Annotated in this window: 11 protein-coding genes and 1 pseudogene; 5 read left to right on the top strand and 7 right to left on the bottom strand. The window is 47.7% G+C overall.

Annotation, left to right across the window (positions count from 1 at the left end):
- The first annotated feature begins 24 nt into the window (after positions 1 to 24).
- From Q337_RS18900 to Q337_RS0115950, 3 genes are all read left to right on the top strand, one after another.
- On the top strand, positions 25 to 186 hold the full coding sequence (locus Q337_RS18900; protein WP_156935836.1) for a hypothetical protein: 162 nt from the start codon (positions 25 to 27) through the stop codon (positions 184 to 186).
- Positions 187 to 414: 228 nt separating this feature from the next.
- Positions 415 to 918, top strand: a complete 504-nt coding sequence (locus Q337_RS0115955) for a hypothetical protein (protein ID WP_026472433.1) — start codon at positions 415 to 417, stop codon at positions 916 to 918.
- Positions 919 to 1,215: 297 nt separating this feature from the next.
- The gene (locus tag Q337_RS0115950) at positions 1,216 to 3,051 is read left to right on the top strand and encodes an ABC transporter ATP-binding protein (RefSeq protein ID WP_026472432.1); all 1,836 of its coding nucleotides are present in this window, start codon (positions 1,216 to 1,218) and stop codon (positions 3,049 to 3,051) included.
- Positions 3,052 to 3,130: 79 nt separating this feature from the next.
- On the opposite strand, the gene Q337_RS0115945 is transcribed toward Q337_RS0115950, so the two are convergent.
- The 5 genes and pseudogenes from Q337_RS0115945 to Q337_RS0115925 form a co-directional block, all read right to left on the bottom strand.
- Positions 3,131 to 3,664 carry a hypothetical protein gene (locus Q337_RS0115945; RefSeq protein ID WP_026472431.1) on the bottom strand — a complete coding sequence of 178 codons (534 nt, stop codon included), beginning with the start codon at positions 3,662 to 3,664 and terminating at the stop codon, positions 3,131 to 3,133.
- Positions 3,665 to 3,803: 139 nt separating this feature from the next.
- Positions 3,804 to 4,829, bottom strand: a complete 1,026-nt coding sequence (gene rtcA / locus Q337_RS18150) for an RNA 3'-terminal phosphate cyclase (RefSeq protein WP_051526955.1) — start codon at positions 4,827 to 4,829, stop codon at positions 3,804 to 3,806.
- A gap of 292 nt (positions 4,830 to 5,121) precedes the next feature.
- Positions 5,122 to 5,575, bottom strand: a pseudogene (locus Q337_RS18145) (DIP1984 family protein).
- 186 nt (positions 5,576 to 5,761) lie between these two features.
- Complete coding sequence (locus tag Q337_RS19415; protein ID WP_407636796.1) at positions 5,762 to 6,070, bottom strand: GIY-YIG nuclease family protein; 309 nt, start codon at positions 6,068 to 6,070, stop codon at positions 5,762 to 5,764.
- Positions 6,071 to 6,305: 235 nt separating this feature from the next.
- Complete coding sequence (locus Q337_RS0115925; protein ID WP_228133157.1) at positions 6,306 to 7,478, bottom strand: RtcB family protein; 1,173 nt, start codon at positions 7,476 to 7,478, stop codon at positions 6,306 to 6,308.
- Between the two features lie 458 nt (positions 7,479 to 7,936).
- Between Q337_RS0115925 and Q337_RS0115915 the strand changes: the two genes are divergently transcribed.
- Positions 7,937 to 8,257, top strand: a complete 321-nt coding sequence (locus Q337_RS0115915) for a hypothetical protein (RefSeq protein ID WP_026472428.1) — start codon at positions 7,937 to 7,939, stop codon at positions 8,255 to 8,257.
- 14 nt (positions 8,258 to 8,271) lie between these two features.
- Here Q337_RS0115915 and Q337_RS0115910 read toward each other — a convergent pair whose 3' ends face one another.
- The gene (locus tag Q337_RS0115910; protein ID WP_026472427.1) at positions 8,272 to 9,255 is read right to left on the bottom strand and encodes a ribonuclease Z; all 984 of its coding nucleotides are present in this window, start codon (positions 9,253 to 9,255) and stop codon (positions 8,272 to 8,274) included.
- Positions 9,256 to 9,453: 198 nt separating this feature from the next.
- On the opposite strand from Q337_RS0115910, the gene rtcR reads away from it, so the two are divergent.
- Entirely contained in the window at positions 9,454 to 11,097 is a 1,644-nt protein-coding gene (gene rtcR, locus Q337_RS0115905) for an RNA repair transcriptional activator RtcR (RefSeq protein WP_026472426.1), read from the top strand.
- Here rtcR and Q337_RS18140 read toward each other — a convergent pair.
- Complete coding sequence (locus tag Q337_RS18140; protein WP_228133150.1) at positions 11,082 to 12,758, bottom strand: phosphate--AMP phosphotransferase; 1,677 nt, start codon at positions 12,756 to 12,758, stop codon at positions 11,082 to 11,084. The two genes, rtcR and Q337_RS18140, sit on opposite strands and share 16 nt — an antisense overlap.
- Between the last annotated feature and the right edge of the window lie 58 nt (positions 12,759 to 12,816).

The raw sequence follows: 12,816 nt of genomic DNA, 5'->3' as shown, positions 1-12,816 counted from the left end.
ATTAGGACACCGCCTTGAATAAAAATGGATCAAATAACAATCAGCAATACTGCCTTGGCGTTCTTGCAACATCCCTTGTTTATTGCGCCTTATCTTAACCCATTTGCGCCGGTTGTGCTGATCTGCATCACACTAAAAACACTGGCGCTGCTGTTTCATAACCACCATTTTTTCAGGCGCATTTAGCAGTGCTTTTGAACATTTACAAAGATTATCAGGAACACTAAACGAATCCCTAACTCAAACCACTGGTTTTATGGCACTTTATGACCAAGCGTTTAATGCATCCATTTATTTGGCTGGTTTATGCCGGATGTTATGTGAGTTGAGCTTTGATTAAATCATAGCTTTGCACACCAGATGATCAGCCTTTTTATATTTAATAACTGCTTTTCTAATGACCGTGGAGAAAAAATGACAACTGCCAAAAATGCCGATGAACACCTGATTAGCCCAACACTGGATCTGGAACTGATTCGCCGTGAATGCATTGATCTGGTCAAGAAACGCGCCTGGATTTCTGCCGGAGCAGCCGTAGTCCCAGTGCCTTTTCTGGATGTAGTGATTGATACCAGCGTGCTCAGCGTATTGCTGCCGCAAATCAACGCCAAGTTTGGGCTGGAACCAGAACAAATTGCCGTGTATGACCCCAAAACCCGTCAGGTGCACTGGAATGCCTTGCGTAAGCGTGGTATTCAGTTTGCCGGACTGGTGACCACCCGTGCCGTGGCACGCAAGAGCCTTAGCGGTTTTGCCGGGAAAATCCTGACCAAGCAAGTGACCAAGTTTGTACCATTAGGTGGGCAGATTGTGGCAGCCACACTGGGTTACCAGATTTTGAAAAAAATTGCCCTGACGCATGTGGAAGACAGCTATAAACTGGCCAAGCAAATGCAACAGCAGCAAAAAAAACAGTAAGCCAGCGTATTAACCGCAAACGGGCTAATCATAATTACAGTCACAATGACTAGTTGTGATTAACCTGTTTTCATACATTGTAATTTTAGGTTTTCTGTTAAACCTGACGGGTTATTAAAGACTATAATCATTTAAAACTGGGTTTATTATTGAACCCTAGCTGCCCTCTCGTAATAACAACAATGTTAGGCAGTCTTTCATTCATTAATGCTGTATTGATCAGTTAACACGCTGTGAGCCGACTGGCGTTATTCTTTATCTTAGGCTTCTCGGGTTACACACTTTCAAGGACATTTCATGTTTAGCTGGTTTGAAAAGCGGATTCATCCCTATCCTGATGCACCACCACCGCTGTTACCGCAACAGTTTTTTGCCTTTATCTGGCAGGCCACCAAAGGCACACGCGGGCTGATTATTGGCCTCACCGTCCTCACTGCCATTATTGGCATTTTTGAAGCCATGCTGTTTGCCATGATGGGCAAAATGGTGGACTGGCTCAGTCATGTTGAGCCTGCCCTATTATGGCAAAAGGAAGGCATGCGTCTGGGCATATTGGCTGCTGTAATTGTGGGCAGTATTTTGCTGGTGGGCTTGCAATCGCTGATCAAGCATCAGGGCTTGCTGGGTACTTTCCCCATGCGGCTGCGCTGGAACTTTCACCGCCAAGTGTTAAGTCAAAGTCTTGGCTTTTTTAGCGATGACTTTGCCGGACGCATTGCCACCAAAGTGATGCAAACCTCACTGGCGGTGCGGGACGTATGGATGCTGGCTGCTGATATTCTGGCCTTTATGCTGGTGTATTTTGTCACCTTGAGTCTGGTGATGGGCTCATTTAGCCTGTGGATGCTGGTGCCATTTTTTATCTGGCTCACTGCCTACAGTCTAAGTATGTATTATTTCCTGCCGCGGCTGGGTGCCATTGCCAAGTCACAGGCCAATGCCCGCTCCAATATGGTTGGCCGGGTGACTGATGCCTACACCAACATTCAAACCGTGAAGCTGTTTTCGCATGCTGGGCGTGAAGCAGATTATGCCCGTGAATCCATGGATGATTTTCTGGTGACGGTACACCAGCAAATGCGGCTGGTCACGTGGCTGCAACTCACCAACCAGTGCCTCAATGCATTTTTGATTTTATCAACTTCCGGTGTGGCACTGTGGTTGTGGTCAAATTCAGCGCTGGGCATTGGCGCTGTTGCAGCAACCACAGCCATGGCCTTGCGCTTAAATGGTTTTGCCCAGTGGATCATGTGGGAAATTTCATCCCTGTTTGAAAATATTGGCACCGTACAGGATGGCATTAACACCCTGACCAAGCCGCAACTAATTGAAGACAAACCCAATGCCACCACCTTAAAAGTGACGCAAAGCCGGGTGCAATTTGACAACGTCAGCTTTGCCTATAGCCCGGACAAACCGATTTTATCTCACCTGAATCTGGATATTCAGGCTGGTGAAAAAATTGGACTGGTGGGACGTTCCGGCGCGGGTAAATCGACCCTGATTAACCTGCTGCTGCATTTTTATGAGCCGCAACAGGGGCGTATTCTGATTGATGGGCAGGATATTGCGCAGGTTACCCAAGACAGTTTGCGCGCTCAAATTGGCATGGTGACGCAAGACACCTCACTACTGCATCGTTCGGTACGTGAAAATATCCTTTATGGCAAGCCGGATGCCAGCGAGGCTGAACTGATTGCCGCTGCCCAGCAAGCCGAAGCCGATGAATTTATTGCTCACCTGACTGACCCCAATGGCCGTACCGGCTTTGATGCCCATGTGGGCGAGCGTGGGGTTAAACTATCAGGTGGCCAGCGTCAACGCATTGCGATTGCCCGCGTGATGCTAAAAGATGCACCCATTCTACTGCTGGATGAAGCCACTAGCGCGCTGGATTCGGAAGTGGAAGCAGCTATTCAGCATAGTCTGTACAAGCTGATGCAGGGCAAAACCGTAATTGCCATTGCCCATCGATTGTCTACCATTGCAGCCATGGATCGGCTGATTGTGATGGATCAGGGACAAATTGTGGAACAGGGCACTCATCAGGAATTGCTGGCCAAAAATGGGATTTATGCGCGGCTCTGGACGCACCAGAGTGGCGGTTTCTTAGTAGAAGATGATACAAATTAAAAGTATTTCGATAGGCTTAGTCTGTATTTAGATTAAGCCTATCAGTACATAAGCTGTTTTTTGCCTATTCAATCGTTGGTTAAATACAGGCCATTTCAATGTATTCGGGCACACGTTGTTTGGTCATATGCGTACAAAAATCATCAGCTTCGCTGCTGTTTAAGCCCCAAAATACTAAAACGCCACGCTCTTTAGGGTTCTGAGCATTTTGCAAATGCACATAGCGTGTGGGCGCTGGTTTTTTATTCAGCATATCCTTATAGTTTGCTTCTACAAAGGTGCTGCAAGATGACAGCTTAACTGACTGACAGCTAAGCTCACTATTGCAGCGTTGCTGATAGTTGCCCATTAAAGAAGAACTTTTCTGCTGCTCATTAAAGCAGTGTTCAGCATCGACCGACTCAAACACACCTTTTAAGGTAATTTCCCTGCCCTGTCCCTGCATCTTAATCTGAACAGTGGTATAAACCGGCGAATGATCCTGCATGGCAGCGTGCGCTGCGGCCAGCTTGGCACGGTGCTGCTCGTTGGATATGCTGGTATAAAGCCATGTACCGCCCACAATAAACACCAGTGCAGCCACCAGTGCCACCAGCAAATGATTTACGTTCATGAATTCCCCAAAACTTTCTTGCTGTAGTTTTTTTGATCTACAGTTTTTATTGCAAGATTCTTATCACAAAATTTCTTAATTCAATTTATTGTGATTGCGCTAAAGATATAACATGAATTGTCTTTTTAGCGCTTTAGATTTAATGACTAGCAATGACAGTAATCAGGTCTGTGCCATCTATTGTGGTAGCGAATTTAATCTCACAATCCAGAAATTTTTGAATCATGGCGGCTTGGGTGCGGGTATGTTCGCTTATGCACTGTGCGGTAAATGTGCCACCATTGCCCAAGGCCAGCGGCAGTAACAACTGATCCGCCAAATGCTCATCTACGACCGCATTACTTTTCAGGTAATTTTTCACCTCGCGCGCTAGATCATGCGCAACCCGTTCGGCACTTTTGCGCATTTCGCCTAGTGCGGTAAACAGCTGACAATGCTGCTCACTGTGTACAGCAACATAAGCCGTATTGCCCTGACTAATGCCTTTTAAATAAACCTGCTGGCTGTGACTAGGCGATAATTGATCTTGCAGCACGGCCATTTCGCGTTTGGCAATATCATCGGTTAAATTCAACACACCGGCATAAGAATTAACTGCCTGCACTTCACCACGCTTGGTTAAATCCAGGCTTTGCCGGTTTTGCCAGGGCTGGATAGTGGCAGTGACCTTACCGCCACCAATCGGGAAAAATCCGGCTTGTTCTACCTCAAATTCAACGTCAATGCCCATCCTGGAAATTGTCGGTAAAAAGCATTGCTGGATAAAATCAGCAGTCGGTGCCATAGGATTATGCGTGCCGCCCTGAATACTAATCCGGCTGGACTTCTCCTGAAGCAACAGGGCAGGCAGCAGGGTTTGCAATACCAGCATGGTGCTGCCTGCCGTTCCAATATTAAAGTCATACTGCCCGGCCTGAATGCCTTGCGGGAAAAATTCAAGCTGCTGGCTGTGCAGCTCATCGCCCTGCACGCTGGCATTACTGATGCGCTGGGCCGCCTGCACACAAACCAGATGCTGGCGCATTAAGCCGGGCTTTTTACGGCCAGCGCGGATATTGACCAGCCGGAACGGCTTGCCCGTAATCATGGACAGCGATAGTGCAGTACGCAAAATCTGGCCGCCCCCTTCCCCTTGTGAACCATCAATATCGATGATTGTTGTCATTGCTTTTCTCTAATTAATTTGTTTTATCATTAAGTTTAAATAAAAGAACATACTGTCAGTGCATGGTAGTGCTGGGTTACAAGTGACTTTGCGGGTTAGGCAAAGGCTTGAATCGTGCAAGGTGCTGAGCTTGCCATATGCAAAGTTGTGCACGAGCTCACCGCGCGCCATAGCCCTCTGATATTTGTTCAACCCCTCAGACGGGAATTACGGGGGTCTTGCACTCGCTCAGTATGTTCTAAACGGTATTGCCCACCACAATTGCAATGCGCAAAATTCTTTACGTGGTTAGTTAAACCACATCAATCTGCCAGTTAGCAGCCTGAATTGTAATATTCAAATCTCGCAATTTGGCGCTAATATCATCAGCCTGTTTTTGCAGGCTAGCGACGGGTATCACTTTTTGCCATTTGATTTCGCGCGCTATAGCGATCCGGCTCACGGTGCGTACTGGCAATGGCCCCGGTGATAATTTTATGCCGCTCTGCCAGTTCATCACGCTGCATTAAAAGCTCTAGCAGCAGGCGTCCATCGCCCAGTTTTGCCTGCGCATTGGTGCGGTGAATCTGCAAAATCAGCCCCTGGGTTTCATGGGTTAAGGCAAAGACCTGTTGCATCAGTTCATTCGGGTCTTCCGATGGCGTATCGCCTTCCTGTACCAGCACGTTGGCGTTGATACGCTGTTTCATTGATGCCAGCTTTTTTTGCTGGTCGCTACGCAGTAATAAGGCTTCTGCGAGTTTCATTTTAGTTGTCCTCAAATATTCTGCAATGGATTGCTAAGCTTGTTAGACGCTGGCTGAGCTTGTAGTTCGACACGTCCCGTAAGCCTGTCGAAAGGCACCAACCATTGAAAGGCAGTGCTTAAACTTGTGTTGATTCAGGAGTTGAGCATGCGGAACCGATGGCTGAACTCGTCTAAACCAATCGGACTACACCCCGTACTCGGTGGCTGAGCTTGTCGAAGCCCTAGACGACCTTGACATTGAAAGCTCTGGCAACTTCTCAAACTCATGATTGATAAGTGCTTCCTTCTTTTGCCGTCGCCACTTTTGCACCTGCTTCTCTCGTGCAAACGCTCCATCAATCCGCTCAAATTCCTCACAGTACACCAAGGTTACTGGTAAATGCTTCTTGGTATGATTTGACCCTTCACCCATTTGATGCTGATAAAGGCGAGCTTCCAGATTTGTGGTACTGCCTACATAATAACTATCATCAGCACATCTCAGTATGTACATATAAGCGTTCATGGATTGCATTCGGCATTTTTATTAGTAAGTTAAACAATAGTGTGTTATTCGGCCTTCGACAAGCTCAGGCACCGGATCAACACAAACCGGGCACTGCCCTTCGGCAAGCTCAGGGAACCGGCTAGCATCCTTGGATAGTTAGTGTCCTTTGGCAAACTCAGAAACCAACTTTCGACAGCCTTAGAGGAAGTGTCGAACCACGGTTGGTGAGCTTGTCGAACCATCATCCCTTCACACACACCACCTGCCGCAAGGTATAGACCACCTCTACCAGATCCCTTTGTGCCTTCATCACATCTTCAATTGGTTTATAGGCCGATGGAATTTCATCAATCACCGCTGTGTCCTTCCGGCACTCCACGCCTTCAGTTTGCGCAACTTGATCCTGCACGGTAAAGCGTTTTTTGGCTTCGGTACGGCTCATCAGTCGGCCAGCGCCATGCGAGCAGGAACAAAACGATTCCTGATTACCAAGACCACGCACAATAAATGACTTGGCACCCATCGAACCCGGAATAATCCCGTATTCACCCAATCGCGCACGCACCGCGCCCTTACGGGTCACCAGCACTTCTTCACCATAGTGAGTTTCGCGGTCCACATAATTATGGTGACAATTCACTGCTTCCACCTTGGCATTAAACGGTTTTGGAATAATGGTGGCCAGTGCTTTAATGGCAGATTCCATCATTAGTTCACGGTTTTTCAGGGCAAAACGCTGCGTCCAGCCCACCGCAAACCAGTAATCATCAAAATGCTCGGTGCCTTCAACCAGATACGCAAGGTCTTTATCGGGCAGGTTAATAAAATGCTTTTGCATGTCTTTACGCGCCAGCTCAATAAAATGCGTCCCAATGGCATTTCCCACACCGCGCGAACCGGAGTGCAGCATAATCCACACGCCCTGATATTCATCCAGGCACACTTCCACAAAGTGGTTGCCGGTTCCCAGCGTTCCCAGATGCTTGCGGTTGTTAGTATTTTTCAGGCGCGGATGCTTGGCACAAATCAGCTCAAAATCCGCCGCCAGCTCAGCCCAAACCTGATCCATCCGGTCTGGTGCATTTTCCCATGATCCCCGGTCACGGCCGCGATTTTTTGGACTCATCCCGTGCGGGATCAAACGCTCCAGTTCTGTCCGTAGCGCATGCAGGTTATCTGGCAAATCGGACGCAGTCAGGCTGGTTTTCACTGCCATCATTCCGCAACCAATATCCACGCCCACCGCTGCTGGAATAATGGCGCCCTTGGTTGGAATCACACTACCAATGGTGGCACCAATCCCCACATGCACATCCGGCATCACCGCCATCCATTTATAAATAAACGGCATTTGTGCAGTTTTCAGCAATTGATCCTTGGACTTTTCATCCACGTTCACACCCTGCGTCCACATTTTTACCGGAACGGTTTTTTCAGTTTGAATTACGTTATAGGCACGGGAAGCAGCGTGCGGTTGCGCTGACAACTCTACGGAAGACTGGGCTGAATTATTAATGGATTGCTCAATGGCTGTGTTCATGGTCTTACCCTATTTTAAAATAAATACTGGTTATTCATGGCTTAGCAGGGATTTTCTATACTGCTATCATTTGCTCATGTATATATTGCACAGCCTGTGCCAGCTTTAAGTTTTCTTTTAAATTAAAAATAAAAATATTTAAAATCATTGAATTAAGCCATAAATTATTTTCTATTTAAAAATAGGTAAATTCAAATTTTTTAAATTTATAGAATAAAATCTATTATTATATTTTTTAATCTATAATTTATTTTACTGGTTTTGCTACTAAAAGCTGCTAAGTTAAAGCACAAGAAAAATTCAATGATTCCTATAAATTTGAGATTATTTCTATGGTTTTTATCCGCTATCTAGTGGCAATAATTTTATTCATTACAGGCATATTTTGTGTCATCCGGTTTTTTAGTGATGACTGGAACTGGATTTTTCTACTGGCCTTTGCAGTTTGCATTATATTGGCTTACTGGATTAAGCCTGCTACTTCACAACGACAGCGCGCGGGGCGACGCAACAGTAATACGAAGAGCAATCACGACTGGCTAGACCTCATTGACCTACCCATTGAATTTTTATTTCAGATCATTAGCTGGCCTTTTCGACTGCTGGGCAAACTGTTAAAGCATCTGGATATTGATTTTTCGCCGGATCTTTAACGCTTGGTATTGGGTTACGCTTTTTTCTGTTCTGCTGATTCGGCAACTTCCTGCAACATCCCTGTCTCACTCAGGCGATAGCGCTTCAAATCATCAGCTAAAAATACTGTGCCCTGATAATAAGTTTTCACCTCCTGTTCAATCGCGGCCTGTCCTGCATCACCATGATGCCGCGGACTAAAATGCGTGAGCACCAGATTGGGCAAGCTTACCAATCCGGCAAATTCCGCCACCAGCTTGGCCGAGCTGTGCATTGGCCCCGGCCCCACCTTATCTAGCACCGCCTGCAAATAGGTGGCTTCATGCACCAGCACATCAGCATTCTGGCAGGCCTGCGTTAGCACATCGGGTTGCGCATTATCCCCGGCAATCACTGCTTTAACCTGCATAGTTTGGTTTTGCACAAAATCGTGGCTATGCAGAATTTGCCCGTTAAATTCTACATCCTGCCCATGCTGCAAAGCTTTCCAGTCACGTCCAGCAGGTAGGCCTAGTTGTTGCAGTGCTGTGGTATTTAACTTGCGCCGACTGTGCTGCACGGTAAAGGCATAGGCATAGCATTCCACCCGATGTACCAGCGCATAAGCCTGTACCCAAATCCCATGCATCAATTCAACTGGTTGTGCCAGCACACTACTGCTGTCACGCAAAATCACTTCATAAGACAAATGCAGGTCGGTGAGCTTAACGGTGGCGTTAAACCAGTCCAGTACGTTTTGCGGTGCAATCAGAATTAAGGGTTCGGTGCGCTTGCCCATGCTGGCGCTGGCCAATAAGCCCGGCAAGCCATAGCAATGGTCGCCATGCGCATGGGTAATACAGACTACAGCCATGTCATGCGGTGACAGGCCAGTATGCTGCAAGCGGTGCTGGGTGGCTTCCCCGGCATCAATCAGTAGCCATTTTTTGCTCAAACTGGTTTGCAGCGCCAGGCCAGACACATTACGGGTTTTGGTGGGCACTCCGGAAGAGGTTCCCAAAAAGGTAAACGTGAGCATATCGGTCATGGCCATACATCCCAAAATAGACATCGCAGAATAGTGCAAAAACTGGGGACATTTTAGCGGGTTTATCACTGGTGTGGGGCAATGCTTGTACGTGTACTTATTAAGCTTGAATAAAAAGCGGGCTGCGCATGTTTATTGGCTGGTTTTATCGCTAGAATTCAGCCAACACCTCAATATTAGCCAACTGGAATGACGCACAAAAAAACCGTGGTGATTGGCTTTGTCGGCGCAACGCTGGATCAGGGCAAAAAGGATGATCGCTGGCAGCGCTGGCGGCCAACCATGAGTTTGCTCATGCATGATGATCTGGTCATTGATGAGCTGGTACTGTTGCATGATCGCCAGCACCGCAATCTGGTGAATTTTTTAAGCGAGGATATGGCACAGCTTTCACCGCAAACACAGGTGACTGGCGCCAAGGTGAGTGTGCGTGATCCATGGGATTTTGCCGATGTTTACGGCGCCCTGTATGACTTTGTCAAAAACTATCAGTTTGACACTGAAAAATATGAGTATTTGCTGCATATCACCACAGGCACGCATGTGGCGCAAATTTGCTGGTATTTGCTGATTGAAGCCGGTTATTTACCTGCCAAGCTCATCCAAAGCTCGCCCAATGAAAATAAAACCGCACAGGGCCAGTACCGGATTATTGATCTGGATTTATCCAAATATGATGCCTTAAACCAGCGCTTTGAAAATGAGCAAAATGCCAACTGGCAGCAGCTTAAAGCCAATATTGCCACACACAATGCCGCCTTTAACCAGCTGATTGAACAGGTAGAACTGGTTGCCACCCGCTCCAGTGCGCCGATTTTAATTATGGGCGCCACGGGCGCTGGCAAATCGCATCTGGCCAAGCAGATTTACCAACTAAAAAAAGAGAAATTTCATTTAAATGGCCGCTTTGTTGATGTCAATTGTGCCACCCTGCGCGGTGATAGTGCCATGTCGGCGTTGTTTGGTCATGTTAAAGGCGCGTTTACCGGGGCAGCCAGCGCACGGCAGGGATTACTCAAAAGTGCCGATGGCGGCATTTTATTTCTGGATGAAATTGGCGAACTGGGTGCCGATGAACAAGCCATGCTGCTCAAGGCACTGGAAGATAAAATCTTTTTTCCAGTTGGTAGTGACAAGGAAATTCAGGCCGATTTCCAGTTAATTGCAGGCACCAATTGTGATTTGCGTCAGGAAGTTAAAGCGGGACGTTTTCGTGAGGATTTATGGGCACGCCTGAATACCTGGACATTCTTTTTGCCTGCGCTAAAAGACCGCAGCGAGGATATTGCACCCAATGTGCAGTTTGAACTGCAACGCTTTGCCAACCTGCACCAGCGCCAGTTACGGTTTAACCGCGACGCATTGGATGTGTATCTCAAATTTGCAAAATCGGAACAAGCCACCTGGCAAGGCAATTTCCGGGATTTAACCGCCAGTGTGACCCGTATGGCAACGCTGGCCAATGGCTCCCGCATTAACCTGCCTGATGTTACGCAGGAAATTGAGCGCCTTAAGCAATTGTGGAAAACTGATGCAACAGACCCTGCACTTGGGGAAAATGCACTGTGGAAAAACCAGAAGTTATCCACAGATGCTGCCCTTTTAGCACAACTTTTAAGCAACGAACAACTCATGCAAATTGATGAGTTTGATAAGATTCAACTACTTGGCGTGATTCAGGTTTGTCAAAATAGCAAAACCATGGCCGAAGCCGGACGCCAGCTGTTTGCCGTATCACGCGAACAACGCAGCACCACCAACGACAGCGACCGGGTTAAAAAGTATCTGGCTCGTTTTGGCTTAAGCTGGGAAATACTTCATTCTTCCAACTGATGAGCTACCGGAGTCTGGTTAGCGTTTGCCGGATCAGGCTGCTGGGTGGCTGGTTTTGGCTTCCGGAGTGATTTGGTCATTGTTTTTAACCTTTCTTCAAGCTGATTGACCATGTGGCTTAGCACAGCAATGCGTGCGGTTTTTTTATCATTGGTGGCAATAACGGCCCATGGCGCCTGAGAACTATCGGTACGCTGGAGCATATCCGCTGCGGCCTCCAGATATTGCTGCCATTTTTTGCGATTGCGCCAATCCTCATCAGTAATTTTATATTGCTTGTGCGGATTAACCTCGCGGGCCTGAAAGCGCTTGAGCTGTTCCTTTTCACTAATGCCCAGCCAGAATTTGATCACCAGTATTCCGCTGTCACTAAGTTGTTGTTCAAAGTGGTTGATCTCATCATAAGCGCGCTGCCACTCAGCGTTACTGGCAAAACTTTCTACCCGTTCAACCAGCACGCGACCATACCATGAGCGATCAAAAATAGTCATGCCGCCCGGTCTGGGCAGGCGTGTCCAGAAGCGCCATAAGTACGGATGGCGTTTTTCGAAAGAATCCGGCGCAGCAATACTATGAATCTCATACTCGCGCGGGTCCAGTGGCGCGACCACGCGCTTGATTGCGCCGCCCTTGCCAGCAGCATCCATCCCTTCAAACACAATGACTACGGATGAATACAGCATATACTGGCGTAGCAATTGCGCCACCTGTTGCTGAAGCTGTGCCAGCTCCACGTTATATTGCTGCTTTTCCAGCTTTTGTTGCGCAGGTTTTAACAACATGGCTGGAATACTGGCCTGTTGCCAGCAATTTGCAATCTGCGGTACCGGTAACGCGGTGTTTGATGCATCTAGCACCAGATGGCCGAATTCCAAATCACGCTGCTGGCTGTTTTCACCATTGATGATAAACCAGTCGTCGGTAAACTGTTTGCGCAAGCGCTGAATTCTGCGGTACTGCTGCTGGTCGCGCCAGTCCAGCCCATGCAGTTGCTGCCATTGCCGGGCACTGGCATCCAGCTTGTTCAGGCGCTGTTGCAGGCAATTCCATGAAATATCAAACCAGCACTTGATTACAGTCACGCCATTAGCGGCCAGATCCTGCTCAAACTCGCGCATTTGCAGCACTGCCTGCTGAAACTGACGCGTATTAAACTGGCTTTCATGCAGGCCACTGTACAGCAGGTCACCATACCAATTGCCAAACAGCACGGCAATTTGCCCGCATGCTGGAATGGCATCCACATAATCCTGCCAGAACGGCTGGTTGCTGGCCAAGGGTTTGGACAAGCTGGCCTTGACCTTTAGATAACGCGGGTCCATCCATTCCCGTAACTGGATGACGGCTTCCCCCTTGCCAGCCAGTTCAATACCGCCCACCAGAATCAGCAGGCTTTTGCCAGGCTGAGGCTGCTTAACATTTTGACTACTGGCGCGCAACTGCAACTGGGCTTTTAACAAGGCCAGATTTAATGCATCCGGCTCAATGTGGGTAAGTGCAGGTACAGCCGGTTTTATACTGCTGGCTGATTGTGGCTGGTCTAATTTTTCTTGCGCTTTGGAATGATCCACTGTTGGCTTATGAATTGCTGGCTTGCGTACAGTCCGCCTCTGAAGAGCCTGTTTTTGACCAGCGGGCGACATGGGCATTTTTTCTGACATGGCTTTATCCTTTTTTTACATTAAAATTCTAAAAGTTGAGTATGCTGGCATTATGTCG

Source organism: Alkanindiges illinoisensis DSM 15370 (assembly GCF_000619845.1).
GTDB lineage: Bacteria > Pseudomonadota > Gammaproteobacteria > Pseudomonadales > Moraxellaceae > Alkanindiges > Alkanindiges illinoisensis.
The sequence above is the reverse complement of the archived record's forward strand: the minus strand, read 5'-3'. Positions and strand labels throughout refer to the sequence as shown.

Bases quoted from the DNA above. Each gene is read 5' to 3' on its own strand.
- Q337_RS18900 (WP_156935836.1), top strand. From the start codon at position 25: ATGGATCAAATAACAATCAGCAATACTGCCTTGGCGTTCTTGCAACAT.
- Q337_RS0115955 (WP_026472433.1), top strand. From the start codon at position 415: ATGACAACTGCCAAAAATGCCGATGAACACCTGATTAGCCCAACACTG.
- Q337_RS0115950 (WP_026472432.1), top strand. From the start codon at position 1,216: ATGTTTAGCTGGTTTGAAAAGCGGATTCATCCCTATCCTGATGCACCA.
- Q337_RS0115945 (WP_026472431.1), bottom strand. From the start codon at position 3,664: ATGAACGTAAATCATTTGCTGGTGGCACTGGTGGCTGCACTGGTGTTT.
- rtcA (WP_051526955.1), bottom strand. From the start codon at position 4,829: ATGACAACAATCATCGATATTGATGGTTCACAAGGGGAAGGGGGCGGC.
- Q337_RS19415 (WP_407636796.1), bottom strand. From the start codon at position 6,070: ATGTACATACTGAGATGTGCTGATGATAGTTATTATGTAGGCAGTACC.
- Q337_RS0115925 (WP_228133157.1), bottom strand. From the start codon at position 7,478: ATGTGGACGCAGGGTGTGAACGTGGATGAAAAGTCCAAGGATCAATTG.
- Q337_RS0115915 (WP_026472428.1), top strand. From the start codon at position 7,937: ATGGTTTTTATCCGCTATCTAGTGGCAATAATTTTATTCATTACAGGC.
- Q337_RS0115910 (WP_026472427.1), bottom strand. From the start codon at position 9,255: ATGCTCACGTTTACCTTTTTGGGAACCTCTTCCGGAGTGCCCACCAAA.
- rtcR (WP_026472426.1), top strand. From the start codon at position 9,454: ATGACGCACAAAAAAACCGTGGTGATTGGCTTTGTCGGCGCAACGCTG.
- Q337_RS18140 (WP_228133150.1), bottom strand. From the start codon at position 12,758: ATGTCAGAAAAAATGCCCATGTCGCCCGCTGGTCAAAAACAGGCTCTT.